The 17,339-nt window shown below is 46.4% G+C and carries 14 protein-coding genes and 1 pseudogene; 11 read left to right on the top strand and 4 right to left on the bottom strand.

Annotated elements, in window-relative coordinates; translation table 11 throughout:
• Window positions 1–14: 14 nt before the first annotated feature.
• A complete protein-coding gene (locus tag B212_RS0111980; RefSeq protein ID WP_019911018.1) occupies window positions 15–2,000 on the bottom strand; it encodes an AAA family ATPase in 1,986 nt (661 codons plus the stop codon).
• Window positions 2,001–2,143: 143 nt separating this feature from the next.
• On the opposite strand from B212_RS0111980, the gene B212_RS0111975 reads away from it, so the two are divergent.
• Both B212_RS0111975 and B212_RS0111970 read left to right on the top strand, forming a co-directional pair.
• Complete coding sequence (locus B212_RS0111975; protein ID WP_028530773.1) at window positions 2,144–2,413, top strand: metal-sensitive transcriptional regulator; 270 nt, start codon at window positions 2,144–2,146, stop codon at window positions 2,411–2,413.
• Between the two features lie 35 nt (window positions 2,414–2,448).
• The gene (locus tag B212_RS0111970; RefSeq protein ID WP_019911016.1) at window positions 2,449–2,763 is read left to right on the top strand and encodes a rhodanese-like domain-containing protein; all 315 of its coding nucleotides are present in this window, start codon (window positions 2,449–2,451) and stop codon (window positions 2,761–2,763) included.
• Between the two features lie 305 nt (window positions 2,764–3,068).
• Here B212_RS0111970 and B212_RS0111965 read toward each other — a convergent pair whose 3' ends face one another.
• Window positions 3,069–3,929 (bottom strand): MurR/RpiR family transcriptional regulator, encoded by an 861-nt coding sequence (locus tag B212_RS0111965; RefSeq protein ID WP_036669278.1) that lies wholly within the window; start codon window positions 3,927–3,929, stop codon window positions 3,069–3,071.
• Between the two features lie 146 nt (window positions 3,930–4,075).
• On the opposite strand from B212_RS0111965, the gene B212_RS0111960 reads away from it, so the two are divergent.
• From B212_RS0111960 to B212_RS0111940, 5 genes are all read left to right on the top strand, one after another.
• Window positions 4,076–5,095, top strand: coding sequence for a Gfo/Idh/MocA family oxidoreductase (locus B212_RS0111960; protein WP_019911014.1), 1,020 nt, complete (start codon window positions 4,076–4,078; stop codon window positions 5,093–5,095).
• Between the two features lies 1 nt (window position 5,096).
• Window positions 5,097–6,086, top strand: coding sequence for a Gfo/Idh/MocA family protein (locus B212_RS0111955; RefSeq protein ID WP_019911012.1), 990 nt, complete (start codon window positions 5,097–5,099; stop codon window positions 6,084–6,086).
• An 81-nt stretch (window positions 6,087–6,167) separates the two neighbouring features.
• Window positions 6,168–6,548, top strand: a complete 381-nt coding sequence (locus tag B212_RS0111950) for a MerR family transcriptional regulator (protein ID WP_019911011.1) — start codon at window positions 6,168–6,170, stop codon at window positions 6,546–6,548.
• A gap of 54 nt (window positions 6,549–6,602) precedes the next feature.
• Window positions 6,603–6,974, top strand: a complete 372-nt coding sequence (locus B212_RS0111945) for an MmcQ/YjbR family DNA-binding protein (protein WP_019911010.1) — start codon at window positions 6,603–6,605, stop codon at window positions 6,972–6,974.
• A gap of 368 nt (window positions 6,975–7,342) precedes the next feature.
• Window positions 7,343–8,425: a polysaccharide deacetylase family protein gene (locus tag B212_RS0111940; RefSeq protein WP_019911009.1), complete on the top strand. Its 1,083-nt coding sequence runs from the start codon at window positions 7,343–7,345 to the stop codon at window positions 8,423–8,425.
• An 80-nt stretch (window positions 8,426–8,505) separates the two neighbouring features.
• Here the strand turns inward: B212_RS0111940 and B212_RS0111935 are convergent, their stop codons facing one another.
• Complete coding sequence (locus B212_RS0111935; protein ID WP_036669276.1) at window positions 8,506–11,592, bottom strand: hybrid sensor histidine kinase/response regulator; 3,087 nt, start codon at window positions 11,590–11,592, stop codon at window positions 8,506–8,508.
• 297 nt (window positions 11,593–11,889) lie between these two features.
• Between B212_RS0111935 and B212_RS0111930 the strand changes: the two genes are divergently transcribed.
• Entirely contained in the window at window positions 11,890–13,131 is a 1,242-nt protein-coding gene (locus B212_RS0111930; RefSeq protein WP_019909810.1) for an ISL3 family transposase, read from the top strand.
• Here the strand turns inward: B212_RS0111930 and B212_RS31325 are convergent.
• A pseudogene (locus B212_RS31325) lies at window positions 13,128–13,885 on the bottom strand (AraC family transcriptional regulator N-terminal domain-containing protein). The gene B212_RS0111930 and the pseudogene B212_RS31325 sit on opposite strands and share 4 nt — an antisense overlap.
• A 211-nt stretch (window positions 13,886–14,096) precedes the next feature.
• Between B212_RS31325 and B212_RS0111920 the strand changes: the two are divergent.
• The 3 genes from B212_RS0111920 (at window position 14,097) to B212_RS0111910 (ending at window position 17,174) form a co-directional block, all read left to right on the top strand.
• Window positions 14,097–15,260: an MFS transporter gene (locus tag B212_RS0111920; RefSeq protein WP_019911007.1), complete on the top strand. Its 1,164-nt coding sequence runs from the start codon at window positions 14,097–14,099 to the stop codon at window positions 15,258–15,260.
• A gap of 59 nt (window positions 15,261–15,319) precedes the next feature.
• Window positions 15,320–15,793, top strand: a complete 474-nt coding sequence (locus B212_RS0111915; RefSeq protein ID WP_019911006.1) for a MarR family transcriptional regulator — start codon at window positions 15,320–15,322, stop codon at window positions 15,791–15,793.
• A gap of 154 nt (window positions 15,794–15,947) precedes the next feature.
• Complete coding sequence (locus tag B212_RS0111910) at window positions 15,948–17,174, top strand: MFS transporter (RefSeq protein WP_019911005.1); 1,227 nt, start codon at window positions 15,948–15,950, stop codon at window positions 17,172–17,174.
• Window positions 17,175–17,339 lie beyond the last annotated feature (165 nt).

Below are 17,339 nucleotides of genomic sequence, written 5' to 3'. Positions count from 1 at the left end.
TAATTGGATTTTCCTCATTGGTCACGATCCTTCTCATTGTCCTTGATGATATAATCAATCAACCGGTCGCGGTCCTCCTGCGACAATTCCTCATAGAGACTGATTGCACTCTTGAGCTTTTCCGTCCGGTAGGCCTCTTTAAGCCGCTGCAGCTTGGTTTCGAAGGCTTTTCTGATCACCGGCTCGCCAATGATGCCTGTAATATATTCATAATGCTCGAGGAGAGCGAACTGTTCGGATCTCACATCGCTTACATCTGGCAGCATAGCCGATTGCACCAATTCGTTAAGTCCATTCCCGACACTTTGAATGACCCCGTTAGCAAATTCTCCAACCTTTAGGTCCATAAAGAAAGCGTCGTTAAATAATGTATAGATATTCTGTCCAAACGTTTCCGCATGGTTATTTGCCGAATCATTCGTACCCTCTTGTAAATACATGACATTGCTCTTTGGAACATCCGACAGCAGCATGGGGGAATGGGAGGTCAGAATAACCTGTACCTTAGCAGATTTGTAGATCGTTCTCAGCATGTAGAGCAGACGGCTTATGTACTGAACCTGCCATTTTGGATGAAAAGATAAGTCCGCCTCGTCGATCAAGAGCAGAATACCTGTGCAAGGCTTATTCAAATGATTTACAACTTTATCGCTCCGCCCCCCGCCGTCATTAGCTGGCTTCAACACAGAGTGGAGTCTGGAATAGAGGCTTAACAAATTGCTCTGGCCCGTACTTAGACCCCAAGAGAAATTCAAGAAGTAGAAGGGGTAGCAGGTTCTGTTGTAGTGGTCAAAAAATACACGAAACCGCTCTTTATTATGATCATTAAGCATAATTCGGATGATGGACGCAGAGGCGGCATCAATCTCCAGATCAAGCGCCCGTGATTCCACTTCCATCCACTCCACAAAAGCGCGGTACGGGACTAAACGTTCTGCGAACACAGAACCTTCTTTATCCAATTCAATCTCTGCCCGTACTAAATAGTCTCTACAGTATGTAAGAATGTCCTCATTAGCACTTAACGGCAGATAAGCCTTCAACAGACACTCTAACTCTCGCTGCCTATTGTCTGATGTCGTGACCGGCTCCGCAGTATCCTTGATCGCATTGATGAGCAAATGGTCCGCTATGAGGACTTTCCATAAGTTGTTGTGTCTAATTGTTGTGAAGGAGCCTGAAATCATCGTAAGCAATTGTCCGACTTCATTCTCAGGCATCCCACTGAAGTTCGTCAGTGAACCTGTACCGGGCTTCTCTTTCTGTGGATAATATTTCTCGATAGATTGAGCAAGATATCTGCGATTCCAATCATTATCTGTAATTTCAACCTGTAAACTATTCACCATCTTAAATAAAAATTCGGTATCCAATTCACCCTGCTTATAGTGATACAAGAAGTCAATTTGCCTGTACACCTCATTATTTGAAAAATGAATGATAGGGTTCGCATCATGACGAATGTGACGATTTTCCACTCCGCTGGAGTGGTCTCTCCGCATTAGCCCGCCAACGGAGAGGTCATGCGTATAACCCGGTTTTTTGTAGGAATAATCCTGGATGTCCAGCACGTTGTTCACATAGATAAATTTAGTTGACTCCATCCATTCCTCGAATGCAATTTTGTCCATAAGGACAGTCCTTATGCCTTTACTTTCTATATTCCGGATCTGAAGTTCATGGTTGTATATTCTCAGCTCCTGCTCATCTTGGGCGAAGAAACCCGCTATAAAAGGGGACACATTAGCTTCATCTCCGGCAAGGCAGTCCAGGATCAACCTCAAAACTGTTGTTTTCCCCGCGCCATTATCACCCACGATGACACTTAGATTCGATATATTTTCGCCAAAAAAATCTTTCGGCTTGTATGTTCCCATTCCAGTCACAACTCGCAATCCGCTGGATTCAAGATCATACTCAAATTGATACGTGTTGTGAAAATGGAAGCCCGTTTCTTTGAAACAGCCGTAGCGCTTCACCCATAAAAAGACTAATTCCATAAACTGATAATCCTCCTTTGACTGTGGTATATTATACCATTCCGTCATGTGGCGGAGCATGAGGTTGTACAAAATTATTTTTAGCTATATAATACCCCTGGGGGTATATGAAACGAAATTGCTCGGAAAGGTGAGATGTGATGATGGAAGTACAATATACAGATGAACTAAAAACCCGTTTGCGGAGAATAGAGGGGCAAGTTAGGGGAGTACTGCGGATGATGGAGGAAGGTAACTCCTGTAAAGAGGTTGTCGCGCAGCTATCTGCCGTTCGCAATGCGTCGGATAAAGCCATAGCGCAATTGGTAGCGGAAAACTTGCAACAATGCATATTGGCAGAACAGGCAGCGGGCAACCAGGATACTGGAAAATTGGTCAAGGAGGCTATTGAACTGCTTGTAAAGAGCCACTGATAAAATAAGTCTTTTAATCAAAGGAGAGGATTTGTATGGCATTTAACATTCCAAAAGCAATAATACCGAAGGAAGTAGCAGCACAGTTGAATAAAGGAGATTCCCTTAAGATGCTGGATGTCCGTGAAAATGGTGAATGGGCTATGGGGCATATCGAGGGAGCTAAGCATATCCCGCTGGGGCAGCTTCTGGAAAGACTCCACGAACTGGACCCTGAGCAAGAAACCATCGTGATCTGTCAGAGCGGCAGCAGAAGCGGACTCGCCTGTGAGCTTTTGAATGAGAGAGGTTTTAAAGTAGTGAACATGACGGGCGGGCTGAACGCATGGGCGGATAAGCTGGTTGTATAGAAAAGGTGCCTCCTGATCCTTACGGACCGTTAAGCCCTTATTGTCCCGAACGGGGTACATTTGCCGGGCTTAACGGACCGTAAAGTGCTTATCACCACTTCGGTAGGTAAATTTGGGGTGAATGTCCGCCCATAAAGGCTCTGGAGTCCGTTCACTTTCGGAAAAATGACTTTCAGTAGAAATAAGAGCGGCTCGGTCCGTTACAACCGGGTAGAATCTTCCGATCAGGAGATGACTTTGTTCGCGGGGTGTGGGTCTGACGATCTAATAGTGACTGTCCAGGGTAAGCTCCTTTTTAAGTCGATTCATTCTTCATCTTGCTTAGGGGTGATGCTCCTGAACGGCCGCGCTGCGGATTCCCTGTTTTTCGCATAAGAAATTTTATAGATACAGGAATAAATCACGTTCAGTACGTATTCGAAGGCGATTTGGGAGGAAAATGTGCCGATTTTGGCATGCTTTTCTTCATCGTTAGGCACATAGATACACAGATTACTGAGCTTGGCCAATTCACTTTGATGTGAGGCCGTAATCGTGATAAAAGGGATTTTTTCACGGGAGAAATACTGCGCGGCTTGTACGTACATCGGCGACTGGCCATGGTAGGTCAGGAAGATCGCGCAATCCTCAACTGTGAGATTAGCTGTATGGTAAGCCCACTCCGACAGCTCGGTGGCAATTACTGCGTATTTGTTGATTTTAATCAATTTGTTCTGAAAGCTTTTCGCCCGGATTTGGGAATCGCCGACGGCATAGATAAAGATCCTTGCAGCTTGATCCAGCAGCGCGGCGGTCTGTGCCAGCAGTTCATCGTCCATGAAGGTAAAGCTTTTATCCATAGTTTCCTTCATTAATTCGGCAATTTCCTTCGCCACTTGAAGGGGAGATTCCTCCAGACCGAACGGATAGTTGGGATCAACGCTGGAAATACTTTGGGTACTTTGCTGGAATTCACGGGCCAGATTGATGATGAACTCCTTGAAGCCGGATAAACCCAGTTTGTGCGTTAACCGGTTAATCGCTGAATGCGAAGTATAGGTTGCCTTTGCCAGCTCCTGAATATTCAAATGCAGCATGCTCTCCTTGTGAGTCAAAATATAGGCGGCGATGCTTTTCTCATTTGGGGTAAAGTTAGGCATCTCCGTTAATTGCAGCAGTATTCTCAACAGCTTCACCTCAATAAACATTTTGTTCAAAAATCAACCGCCTTGGAGTCAAGGAATTGGTCGATTGTACCGTTTTGCCGGCAAATCTGTTACGTCCGGCCTTCTTCTTTTATAATAAAGGAAACAACACCATAGGGGGAATGAACATGCTGACCATTGGATATATCGGGAATGGCAAAAGCACGAACCGTTATCATCTGCCTTTTTCCATGAACCGGGATCATTTGAAAGTGAAGGCCATTTACGCCCGCAATCCAGATAAAAGCGAGTGGGAGAAGGCACCAGGCGTTCTTTACACCAATGATATTGATGCAATAATGAATGATCCGGAAATTCAATTGATCGTTGTCTGCACACATATTGACTCCCATTATGCTTATGCCAAAATGGCGCTGGACCACGGGAAGCATGTGCTTGTGGAGAAGCCTTTTATGTTAACCACAGATGAAGCGGTGTCGATCTTTCAATACGCCAAGGAGAAGAAGCTGATCATACAATGCTATCAGAACAGACGTTACGATTCGGATTTCCTCACTACCCAAAAAGTAATTGAATCAGGCAAGCTTGGCGAGCTGCTGGAGGTAGAATTCAATTATGATTATTACCGCCCGGAAACTCCGCTTTCGGTGACGCAATTTTCTAAGTTTAACAGTTACTTGTACGGACATGGAGTTCATACGGTTGACCAGGCAATTTCCTATTTTGGCGCTCCGGAATCCATTAATTATGATGTTCGGCAATTGCTGGGTCCCGGGAGAATGAACGATTACTTTGATCTGGATTTCTTTTACCCTTCGCTTAAAGTATCCATCAAATCAAGCTTTTTCCGCTTAAAAGCACGGCCAAGCTTTGCGGTGTACGGGAAGAAGGGGGTATTCGTAAAGGAAACGATCGACCGTCAGGAGGAGCACTTGAAATTATTTTACCTGCCTAAGGGACATGCTGATTTCGGGATCGACCTGCCGGAGCATTATGGCATTGTAACCTATCTGGATGACGAAGGCAAGTATCATGAAGAAAAGGTCGTCTCTGAAAAAGGGGACTACGCCCGGGTCTACGACGATATGTATCAGACCATTGTCCACGGCAAAGAAAAAGTGATTAAAGACGAAGAAACAGTGGCAGTCATGCGAATCCTTGAAAAAGGCATAGAGGGGTGCAGCTAAGATGAAACTGGGAATTGTCGGAGCCGGAATGATTGTAGGGGATTTGCTGGGTTTTATTCATGAGATCCCCGGCATCTCTTTGGAGGCTATCTGCGCCAGAGCAGGCAGCCAGGATAAAATTCTTGATCTGCAGCAGACATACGGGATTGCTCAGACCTATTCGGATTACAGCGAAATGCTGATGAATACGGAGGTCGATACTGTCTACATCGGGCTGCCGAACCATCTTCATTATGCCTACGCGAAAGAAGCGCTGCTCAGCGGCAAGCATGTCATTTGCGAGAAGCCGTTCACCTCCAATGTAAACGAATTTCGTGAGCTGAAAGAGCTGGCACAGCAAAGAAAGCTGGTATTGGTGGAAGCCATCACCAATCAGTATTTGAAAAATGCTCTGACGATGAAGGAATTTCTGCCTAAGCTCGGTGAGATCAAGATCGTGGAGTGCAATTATTCCCAATATTCCTCCCGTTACGATGCCTTCAAAGCCGGAGAAACCCCGCCTGCCTTCAACCCGGAAATGTCCGGCGGAGCCTTGATGGACATTAATTTATATAATATTCATTTGGTGGTCGGCTTCTTCGGGAGTCCTGAGCAGGTGGAGTACTACGCTAACATGGAGCGTGGAATTGATACTTCCGGTGTGCTGCTGCTTGACTACGGCCATTTCAAGTGTGTCTGCATCGGAGCGAAAGACAGATCAGCCCCAAGCAGTGTGAACATTCAAGGAAATAAGGGATATATACACATGCCAAGTTCAGCGAATGTATGCGACTCCTTCAATTTCACTCCTAATAAGGAAACGCCAATCCGGGTGGATCACAAGGATCATCCGCATCGTATGTATGATGAGTTCGTTGAATTTGAGCGTATCATCACAGAGCAGGATCTGGAAAAGGTCAAGAGGATGCTGGAGCATAGCGAGAAGGTCATGGATGTAATTGAACAGGCCAAACGATCGGCCAAGCTTGTTTTTAGTGCAGATAACCGTTAAAGTATTGACTTGGAGTTAACTCCAGACTGTACACTTCTCTATGTAGTTGTGAACAATACGGTATTAGGCGGTGAAGCAATTATGGCGATGGCGATAAAGCAAGTAAGCGAGAGATTCAATATTTCACAGGATACCCTCCGTTATTACGAACGGATTGGACTGATTCCTCCGGTGAATCGCAACAAAAGCGGCAACCGAGAGTATTCGGAAGAGGACTGCAATTGGGTTGAGTTCATCATATGCATGCGAAATGCCGGTCTCTCGATCGAAGTACTGATTGAGTACCTTGAGCTGCTTCAACAGGGCGATGAAACTTCCGGGGCGCGAAAAGACCTTTTGATAGAAGAACGTAAGCAGCTCACCACAAGGATAGAAGTTATGAAAAAAACACTGGAACGCTTGGATACTAAGATCTTAAGGTATGAGCAGATTGGTGAAAAGGAAAAAATACTTAACAGATAGCGGTCTTTCTTGATTTAATACCAAACGAACCATAGTGGCAGGAGCGTTGCTAACATGAAGGACAATGCGAAAGAAAGTATCATAGAATACTGCCTGAAGAAAAAGAGAGCGCATAAGGATTATCCCTTTGGGCCTGATCCATTGGTAATCAAAATCGAAGGCAAGATGTTCGCTCTTATTTTTGAGAATTTGGAGAAGCATACGATTCTAAACCTAAAATGCGACCCGGTCATCGCAGATAATTTGAGAGAGCAGCATGGTAAAGTTCGGCCAGGCTACCACATGAACAAAAAACACTGGAACTCCGTTACCCTTGATGGCTCCGTGCCAGAGGCGGATATCTTTTTCATGATTGATCACTCTTATAATCTGGTTGTTAACAGTCTTTCCAAAAGCCTCCGCGAGTCGATACTGGAAAATAATTAACAGTCTTATATGCTACACCCGTTCGTGTACAAAAAAGCAACCTGCCTAATTAAAGGTAGGTTGCTTTGCATTTAATGTGTGCAGCACCATAAAAATACTAAAATTTCCAAAGTAAAACCTTAAATTTGTGCAGATGAATTATAAAAGAGCTATGGTAACATATTAAATGTAACCGCTTTCAATATTATTTATGGAAGGTTGTGGTATATTAGTCCGCTAAGTGCTGCACAGCACCCTGGTAAGACTAAATGCAATTAACCAAATGGGAGGGATTTCAGATGAAAGCAAAAAGAATGAGGCTAGCCTGGGCAATTTAAATTTGTTTGGCGCTTATATTGCAAGTATGACATGTGTGAGGAGATACTATTATGTTCACAACGAAACTAATAAAAGGGGCCGTGGCCCTGGTACTATTCGGTACTTTGTTCTCATTCTCTAATCTGGAAGAACCTGTCGCTAATGCTGCCGATGCCAGTTGTTCTACGGGCTACGTGGGACTGACATTCGACGATGGCCCGAATCCCAGTAATACGACCAATCTGCTTAATGCCCTGAAGCAGGCCGGGCTGCGCGCAACGATGTTCAACCTTGGGCAAAACGTGCAGAATAACCCGTCTCTGGTGCGGGACCAAGTGACTGCAGGCATGTGGGTAGGTAACCACTCCTATACGCATCCTCACATGACTACATTGAGCAACTCGCAGATGTCGTCGGAAATCACGCGGACTCAGCAGGCGATCCAGTCGATTACCGGAACGGCTCCGAAGCTGTTTCGTCCGCCGTATGGCGAGACCAACGGAGTGCTAAAGTCCCTTGAGGCGCAAAATGGTCTTACCGAAGTTCTCTGGAACGTTGACTCCCAGGACTGGAACGGTGCTACCACCGCCCAGATCGTAGCCGCTGCGGGCAGGCTGCAAAACGGCGATGTGATTCTGATGCATGACCAGTACCAGACTACGCTCCAAGCGATTCCGCAGATCGCGCAGAACCTTAAGAGCCGTGGGATGTGCTCAGGCATGATCTCACCGAGCACAGGTCGGGCCGTCGCGCCTGACGGCGGAGGCGGAACTCCAACTCCAACTCCAACCACAGTCACGAAAATAGAAAGCGAGAATATGACCAAGGCGGGACAGTACACCGGCAATATCAGTTCGCCGTTCAACGGAGTCGCTTTATATGGGAACAATGATTCGGTGAAATACACGCAGTATTTTGGAAGCGGTACCCATAATTTCTCCCTTCGCGGGGCTTCGAATAACTCAAACATGGCCAGGGTCGACTTGAAAATCGGTGGAGTGACGAAGGGAACCTTCTACTTCGGCGGGAGCAATCCTGCGGTCTATACCTTGTCCAATATCAGTCATGGAACCGGAAATCAAGAGATTGAGCTTGTGGTAACCGCAGATGACGGAACATGGGATGCGTACCTTGATTATTTGGAGATCAACTGAGTGATGGCTTGATGAACTTCAGTGAGTGAAAGCTAAAACAGCCGGAGAGATCCCGGCTGTTTTCCTAAGTAAATTTGCTATTAATGTTCCTTCTCCACACGGAATGACACAACAGTCCCCGAATCGACGATGCTCTGCACTCTCAGGGCACTGCCGCAAAAGCGTTTTAACCGTCTGTCGGTATTCAGCAGACCAATTCCCGTGCGTCCGTTTGTCTTGATATCCAAAATATGGATCAGCGTTTCTTCGTCCATCCCAACCCCGTTATCGGATACAGAAATTTCAACAGCCCGGCCTATATCCGTTACTTTAATTCGCACTTCACCCCCCGATGACCTCTTTAATAAGCCGTGGGTAACCGCATTTTCTACAAGCGGCTGAATGGTCAGAGGAGGGATGCGGACTTGTACATTCTCGTCAAGCTCCCATACAACCTGAAGCCGGTCCTCGAACCGCTTCTGCTGGATATACAGATAGGAACGAATCAGACTAAGCTCCCGGTCTAGAGTGATCAGGCGGTCCGAATTCCGAAAATCTATGCTAAGCCTGAAATAGTTGGTGAGCTCATCAATTAGTTCATCCATTTTGACCGGATCAATCTTGCTGAGTGCAGATACTGCGTTAAATGTATTGATTAAGAAATGCGGTTTGATTTGTGCCTGCAGCAAGGCAGCTTCCATACGCAAGCCTTCGTTTACCGATTGTTTGAGATTGGTCAGCGACCTTACCCTGGATTTCAGCTCCGTTGCATTCACCGGCTTGGTTACATAGTCATTTGCCCCGGACCGGAATCCCGCTTCAATATCCTTATCCCGATCACTGGCTGTCAAAAGAAGAACTGGAAGCTCCGCAATGGAATAACGTTCGCGAATCCGCGTTGTCAGTTCGTATCCGGACATGACCGGCATAGTTACATCCGAAATAATGATGTCCCATTCGCCTTTTTCCAGCAGTGCCAGCGCTTCTGCGCCGTTGACAGCCGAATAGAGGTCATAGGGTTGATTCGCAAAAATTGCTCTTAGCACATTAAGATTTACCGGATCATCGTCAACAACCATCAGCCGCATCCTGTCAGGAGACGAAGGGAGGTCCAGCTCCATATCAGAAGGGGGCTCAGTTGAAGTAGCTGCAGCCTCACTGCTTACAGCAGTTATATCGGGAGCTTCAGGCTGCGGTGTTGTGAGCCTTCCAACAGCCCCTTCAGTATCTAGCCTTAAAGTGAAAGTAAAAACCGAGCCTACATTCGTCTCCGACTGTACCTCTATGGCTCCGCCATGCATTTCAACCAGTTGCTTACATATATTAAGCCCCAGGCCAACGCCTCCCATTGATGAGACCGAATCCGAAGGTGCCTGAACATACGCTTCGAACACTCTGCTCATTGTCACCGAATCCATCCCGATCCCCGTATCTGCAACCGATATGCTTGCCTGACCGTCTCTCACTTCGGCATTCACCGATATCTCGCCTGCATCGGAGTACTTAATTGCGTTATGTACAAGGTTGAACAGGATTTGATTCAATCTGTACTCATCAGCGAATACTGAAGGGAAATCCGCCGGGATGCGGTTGACCAACTGAATCGGCTTGCCTTCTGTCATAAAACGAAGCATATCGAGCACGCTGGAAGTGACGCCATGAACGGAGACAGCCTCAAAGTGCAAATGAATCTGATTTTCCTTCAGCCTGGCCATATCCAGCAAATCGTCCAGCATATAAGACATCCGGCGGCCAACCTTGACCATCAGGTGCAGGTCATTTGCGCTGTTAATCCCCAGTTTATTCTGTTCTCTATCGACAACCGACTGTGAGAGGTTAATCATTCCGTGCAGCGGATTGCGCAGTTCATGGGCCACTGTGAAAAGAAACTCGTCCTTCTGGTTGTCCGCCTTTTGCAGGATACCTGCGAGCTTCTGAGCGTCCCGTGACACCCCGATAAAACGCTTGAACCAAAAGGCCGCAATACAGATCATCGCTATGATCAGGTCGAACGGATATGAGGGAACCTCCATCCGGGCTTTTTCGTATATAACCAGCCAAATCATACTGCTAACCGCAGCAAGCGCGGCCAGGAGCAGATAAATATTATCCGTCACCTGCTTGACCGTTGATCTGTACATCACAAAGGGCATAAGCAGACAAGGAATGAACATTAGCGCAAAGAACAGGACCTCATACCCCTGCACAATACGTAAAGGCAGAAGACAGACCGCCGCAACCGCAAGGCCGCACAGAAAATTGTAGACTTGAACCGCCCGGGCCGGTAACCACGCAGGGAACTTGTCCTTAATCAATTGCTGCAAAAAAAACGCGCCTGACAGCATAACGATATAAATAATTTTGTACCCCCAGACATAGGACAAGGGAAGCCACTGATACAATAGCCGTACATCGGTTAGCAGCGTAGCAAGTATGACGCAAATCACCATCATGGAAAAGAACAGCAACTGCTTATTCCGTGCTCCTAATATATATAATAAAAATCCGTAGAGGGCATGAAGGGCATACGCCACACAAGCGATCCAGAGCACATTTTCTTCTAATTTCATGTCTTTTCTAAGTACATCTTCTAGTCCCAAGGTAGCGGAATGAACAATCCCGCCGCCGCGAATGCTGTCGTAATCGGAGACCTGTATGATCAGTTCAATTTCTCTCTCATTTGTTAATGTAAAATACATCGTATACGGTTTCTCCAGCGGTGAATAGCTGTCTCTGGTCAGTCCCGGATGTCCAGAGTGTCCAAGCAGCTCGCGGTTGATGTATACTTCTGACGCACTTTTTATCCTTGTGATGTGGACGCCGTAAGACTCTCCCTTGTCCGGGTCCACAAGAATCCTCAAGCGGTAAGTACCCGAACCATGCTTCCCCTTGCCAGATGAATCCTCTGTGTAAAGTAAGCTGCCCGGAACCTGGACCCATTGCTTCGGGGATTGAAGCCCGGTCATTGAACTGCCATTCTTGAAGGGAAGTACACCCGGATAAAATTCCCATTCGCCATTCAGCGGCAAAGAATGTTTGCTTAGAGATTCCCATCCCCGCAAATCCAGGACACCGCGTTCCGCAACAGGATAGTTCGCAGCCAGCGTATATTGCAGCCATTCATAACGCAGCGTTGTCAAAACGACCATAAATATTGCACATATCATCCATATTTTCGTTTTCTTCATAATGGTTCTACCATTCGACATGGCATTGCAAATTTCCTCCAATGAGGCTAAATACGCTTGACGTTGCGCCTAACAAGCGGGGCGGGCAGCGTAGTGACCAGAGACATTCCTTCAGGGGTTATTGCCGCCGGCTTATTTGCATTTTATTGTGTTTTAGTCAGCCATAAAAATATTGCTATTCTTTGGGCTCAAAACAGAAATCAGTGCTTGACGAAATGAATATCGGATAAAATTGGAAAAACATCTGCTAATCCTGTATTGTTGTAAGTCCCCACCCACAACAAAAGGAATAGACAGATGCCAACTCAGTATATCAACGAACTGCTCGACATACCAGAGCTAAAGATTCACCAACTGTTATCCGTTCATGAGGATGAAGTTCACATAGAAGCCGTGCCGTTAGATGACAAGCAAATCTGCCCATGCTGCGCTTCGGATCAAGAAGTCATTCGGAAGGGAAGCAATGGTATGCGAACCGTCCGACATCTATCCGTTTTTGAAAAGAAAACCTATCTGCACGTGCCGACTATTCGCATGTTTTGTAATAGCTGCGAAGCCGGGTTCGTATGGATATATGATTTCGTTGGTCCCAAACAACGTTACAGCAGGCTTCTTCGCTCCCACACGGTCGAACAGGCTCTTGGATCCACGGCCGCGCATAGCGCCAGGATGCAGCAAGCGCCGGCAAGTACCGTACAACGTATGCATAACGAGGCGGTTCCTGACGTTAGCGATGCGCTCTACGAACAAGTGTGGGAAGAAGCCAAAGGAACGTCTGAATTGGTTCTGGGTGTCGATGACTTCGCGATCAAGAAAGGTCATACGTATAACACCGGCATTCACAACCTTAAAGGCGAGACGATGCTGGACCTGCTGCCGGGCCGAAAGCTGGAAGCCCTGCGGGCGTATGCCCAGGCACATCCGGAGTTCCTTCTGCTTCACCCGAAGGCAGTGGTTATGGATCTGGCTCAGGCCTACCACACTTGGATTGGCGAGTGTTTTCCGAAAGCGATTCGCATCGCAGATCGGTTTCATGTTCACGGTTATGTAATTGAAAGCGTGCAAGAAGTTCGGAAAACCGTTCAGCCTACACTGTCGCCGCGTGCCAAAGCATACCTGAAAGCGAACCATCGCCTCCTGAATCCGCCTGCCGAAGCGCTGAACGAGGAAAGCAAAAAGAAGTTGGACGCCATACTGAGCTACTCCCCGCTGCTGCGCAGCGTGTGGGAATGGAAAGAAGCGTTCACGACTTGGTATGATTGCTCGCCTAGCTATGTCGTTGCCATGCTGGGATTTGAGCGTTGGTGTAAGCAAGGCGATCAGATCGACCACGCCGCCGTCCAAAGTGCGCTAAAGACCATGCGTAATTGGCAAGAGGAGATCGTAAATTACCATCTATGCCGATGGACAAACGCAACCGTAGAGGGCCGCCACAATCGAATTAAAGCCTTTCAACGCCGCCATTATTTTACAAGGAATCGCAGTCGCTATAAGGCGGGTATTCTGATCGAATGTAACCGCCATCGGATGTTGTGCTAATAATCAAGCACTGATTCTGAGGTTGAACCATTCTTTGAATCGTATTTTTCCATCAATTGTTTGATGTCTGTCCGGGGAGGCGCTCCAAACATACGGGTATATTCCCGGCTGAATTGGGAGGCACTTTCATATCCTACCCGAAAGGCAACATCTGCCGCTTCCGCAGATTCAGATAACAAGATGCGCCTAGCCTCGTGCAATCTGAGCTGCTTCTGGAATTGGATCGGGCTCTCAAAAGCTTATACAGAATTTCTTTGATGAACAGAGGGGCGAGGTAAGGGATGTCATTAGGGCTGTCTAACAGACGGACTAATCTGAGGATCGCATCCATCAAAGAAAACTCCATCTCTCCAACAAATAACGCCCGTTTTGCATTTTCCTTGGAAGTGATTGGAAGCTTGGAATCATTCATGACTTCTAAAATTAGATCCTGTGTAAATTCGAGCTTGAAGCTTAAATAAGGAACCTCTGGTGAAGCTGTGATGATCTGGCCAACCACCGGCAGATTCATAGAGGAAATAAGGTATTCGGCTGAGCTATATTCAAAACGCTCTTGGGCCAGCAGCACTTCTTTTGAACCTTGGGCGATGACACATAATGAGGGTTTGTAGACTCTATAAGCCGGTTCGGACACATGGGTATAGCGGATAACAAATAAAGACGGGATTGCAGTTTCGAAAACTCCGTTGTCGCCTGAGTGCTGCCCGATCAGTCTGGCCAATTCGGTCTGCTGTTGAAGTATATTCTCGGTCATCTTATCCTCCTTGAAGCTTATGATCTCAATTATAATCGGCTTTCATACATTGTGTATGTACTCATGAGAGAATTAGGCAATGATTCAAGACGATTGGGATATCGGTCTTGTGCTGCATTGCGGCATAATAAAAAGACGCCATTCAAGATGTCTGCAAAATAATGCAAGAACAAATAATATGCAATCTTATAGAAGAAAGTAGGGTAATGTTTTGAAAAACGCATTAAAAATCTATATGCTGGCCTTAATCAGCTTCCTCGTCGGCACTTCCCAATTCAGCATCGTGGGCATGCTTGATAAAGTCGCGGAGGCTGCTTCAGTATCGGTGTCGACAGCGGGCCAGCTTGTCACTGTATTTGCAATAGGGAATGCCATCGGCTCCCCTTTGATCATAGTGGCAACAGCGAAGATGAACCAGCGAAATCAATTGCTGATGGCTCTTGGAATCATTGTGCTTGGTATTGCATCAATGCTGGCTCTCCCAGGCTTCGGCTTCCTTATGGCTTCTCGAATCATTACAGGAGCAGGAACGGGTGTATTTGTCGTATCCGCCTATGCCATAGCTGCAAAGCTGGCTTCGCCCGGGCGTCAAGGCGGAGCGATGTCAACGGTTGCGATGGGGTATAGCTCATCACTTGTGTTTGGGGTTCCCATCGGACGTATTGTTGCTGTATCCCATGACTGGAGAACGATCTTCTGGGCGATCGGGATTCTCAGCTTGCTGGCAATCTTCACTGTTGCAAGGACGATACCAGCATTAGGGGGAGAAGTGGCGATCCCTTTAAGCAAACGTTTTGCCCACCTGAAAAATCCAAAAGTTACGGTTACGCTTGGCATAACCTTCTTTATTTTTATTAACTATTCAATAATCAACACCTATATCACGCCATATCTGGCCTCCGCCTTACCGGAGATGAAGGAGAGAATCAGTGCTATTCTTCTAGCCATGGGCATTGCGAGCTTAATCGGTTCCAGACTTGGCGGCTTCTTGGCAGACCGCTTTGGAACCAACCGGACCATCCGGGCTTCGATGACCGTTCAAATTGTTGCGCTGTTACTATTAGCCCTCAATCCAGGATGGACTTTCGCAACGATTCTGCTGCTTATGCTCTGGGAGATCGCTTGCTGGACCTTCGGGCCGACGCAGAACTACAATCTGATGTCGCTTGCCCCTGAAGCGTCGGGTATTCTGCTAAGTCTGAATAGCTCTTTTGTACAGCTTGGCTTCGCGGCGGGTGCCGGAATAGGGGGAATTACAACTTCGGGCTTATCGGTCATGGATATTACCTGGATTAGCGCGATTGCTGTTCTAATTGCGGGTGGGGTATCGCAGTATGTCTCCCGGGTTCAGCCAAAAGCCAAAACGGATTGTTGAAATAGAAACAAAAGTTTATTATAATGTTGTCGCTGCATGAGCAGGTGGGAGGACAGGCCATGAACAAAGAGGACCAGGTCTTAATGGGTTTCAGGGACTTGTATAACAAGATGGTTTGGCTTAATAAGGATAAGATGGAAGACAGTCTTAAGGGTTATACATCTTCTGAAGTACATTGCATCGAATACATTGAAAAGAATGCAGATTCCAACGTCACAACCCTTGCGGAGTCTTTTTATATGACCCGCGGTGCCATAAGTAAACTAACTAAGAAGCTTATCAATAAAGGCCTTATCGAAAGCTACCAGAAGCCGGATAACAAGAAAGAAATCTATTTCAGGCTTACTGGGCAAGGGAAGGTCATTTATAAAATTCATGAAGACCTGCACACAGAATTTCAAGAGCGGGATAAGGCTGTATTTGAGCAGGTCACCGAGGAACAATTTGACAGTATGCTTAGCTTCCTGGATAAGTACAGCAGGCATTTGGATGCGGAAATTAAGAAACTGGGTGTAGATAGCAAGGCAGAATAAATTTGGATAATGTGAATGAAACCACAGGCAGCCAGGCTCTATTAAGAGCGGGCTGCTTTTTTATTGCTATTATTTTGTTGACAAGGAAACAAACTAGCGCTACGATGAATATGTTTCCAAGGAAACAAAAAAACAACTTTTGAAGGAGAATTACATGACTAAATTTAGATCACACCACGAACAGAACACAGAACAAACCGTAGATACACATGCTTTAATCTTCGGTCTTATCTCAGTGTTTCTTTGCGGAATAGGGTTCAGCATTATAGCACCTGTCGTCCCGTTCTTAGTGCAGCCATATATCAGCAATCCGGGAGAACAAGCTATAGTTGTTACGCTGCTGACCTCTATTTATGCATTCTGTGTATTTTTTGCGGCCCCCGTACTTGGAGCTTTAAGCGATAAATATGGCCGCCGCCCATTGCTCTTAGTATGTCTTTTAGGTTCCGCAATCGGGTACTTGGTTTTCGGCATAGGAGGGGCTCTATGGGTACTGTTCGCCGGGCGCATAATAGAAGGTATAACAGGCGGGAGCATAAGCACAATCTTCGCATATTTTGCAGACATCATTCCTCCAGAGCAGAGAACCAAATACTTTGGGTGGGTGAGTGCGGTTGCAGGTGCAGGCACCGTCATTGGCCCGACGCTGGGCGGATTGCTTGCCAAGTTTGGTTATGCTGTACCCATGTATTTTGGAGCGGCAATAACATTATTGAATGTTGTGTACGGCTGCTTTTTTATGCCGGAGAGCCTTGATAAGAACCATAGACTGAAAGAGATTACCTTTGTGAGACTGAATCCCTTTGCACAGCTTGCCAGCCTGTTGTCCATGAAAAACTTAAATAGGCTGCTTGTCTCAGCGTTCTTACTCTGGATACCGAACGGATCTCTACAGGCCGTTTTTTCACAATTTACAATGGATACTTTTAGTTGGAAGCCAACACTAATCGGACTTATGTTTTCAATTATGGGCGTCCAGGACATCCTTTCACAGGGCTTCATCATGCCAAAGCTTCTGAAGAGACTTAGTGATCAACGGATAGCAATTCTTGGAATGGTCTCGGAGATTATAGGCTACAGTCTTATTGCGCTATCTGCTTTGTTCGCATTCTATCCGCTTTTTATCGCTGGAATGTTTGTATTTGGGTTTGGTGATTCGATCTTCGGGCCTTCATTCAACGGGATGCTCTCCAAGTCTGTTGATTCTAGCGAACAAGGAAGAATTCAAGGGGGCAGCCAATCTATTCAGGCTCTGGCAAGAATGATCGGGCCGGTCATTGGAGGTCAAATCTATGTATCGCTTGGGTCTGCCGCACCCGCTTTTATGGGGATGATCCTTATAGCAGCGGCAATACCGGTTTTATATAAGAGAACGGTATAAAATAGGGTTTCAGAGCTTGTCCCCAAGCTCTGAAACCCTATTTGTCTATTGCAAAATGCAATCCTCCTGAAAATCTAAGCCGTTCTGAAAATAAACATTTTGCTCTCTTTTGTGCAGTAATCAACGAATCCAAGGATTTTAACTATTGAAAGAATAATAGCTTTT

The sequence above is a fragment of the Paenibacillus sp. HW567 genome, from assembly GCF_000374185.1.
In the GTDB taxonomy this organism is placed as follows: Bacteria; Bacillota; Bacilli; order Paenibacillales; family Paenibacillaceae; genus Paenibacillus_AQ.
This window is presented reverse-complemented; position numbering and strand designations above follow the sequence as displayed.

Bases quoted from the DNA above. Each gene is read 5' to 3' on its own strand.
- B212_RS0111980 (WP_019911018.1), bottom strand. From the start codon at position 2,000: ATGGAATTAGTCTTTTTATGGGTGAAGCGCTACGGCTGTTTCAAAGAA.
- B212_RS0111975 (WP_028530773.1), top strand. From the start codon at position 2,144: ATGGAAGTACAATATACAGATGAACTAAAAACCCGTTTGCGGAGAATA.
- B212_RS0111970 (WP_019911016.1), top strand. From the start codon at position 2,449: ATGGCATTTAACATTCCAAAAGCAATAATACCGAAGGAAGTAGCAGCA.
- B212_RS0111960 (WP_019911014.1), top strand. From the start codon at position 4,076: ATGCTGACCATTGGATATATCGGGAATGGCAAAAGCACGAACCGTTAT.
- B212_RS0111955 (WP_019911012.1), top strand. From the start codon at position 5,097: ATGAAACTGGGAATTGTCGGAGCCGGAATGATTGTAGGGGATTTGCTG.
- B212_RS0111950 (WP_019911011.1), top strand. From the start codon at position 6,168: ATGGCGATGGCGATAAAGCAAGTAAGCGAGAGATTCAATATTTCACAG.
- B212_RS0111945 (WP_019911010.1), top strand. From the start codon at position 6,603: ATGAAGGACAATGCGAAAGAAAGTATCATAGAATACTGCCTGAAGAAA.
- B212_RS0111940 (WP_019911009.1), top strand. From the start codon at position 7,343: ATGTTCACAACGAAACTAATAAAAGGGGCCGTGGCCCTGGTACTATTC.
- B212_RS0111935 (WP_036669276.1), bottom strand. From the start codon at position 11,592: ATGAAGAAAACGAAAATATGGATGATATGTGCAATATTTATGGTCGTT.
- B212_RS0111930 (WP_019909810.1), top strand. From the start codon at position 11,890: ATGCCAACTCAGTATATCAACGAACTGCTCGACATACCAGAGCTAAAG.
- B212_RS0111915 (WP_019911006.1), top strand. From the start codon at position 15,320: ATGAACAAAGAGGACCAGGTCTTAATGGGTTTCAGGGACTTGTATAAC.
- B212_RS0111910 (WP_019911005.1), top strand. From the start codon at position 15,948: ATGACTAAATTTAGATCACACCACGAACAGAACACAGAACAAACCGTA.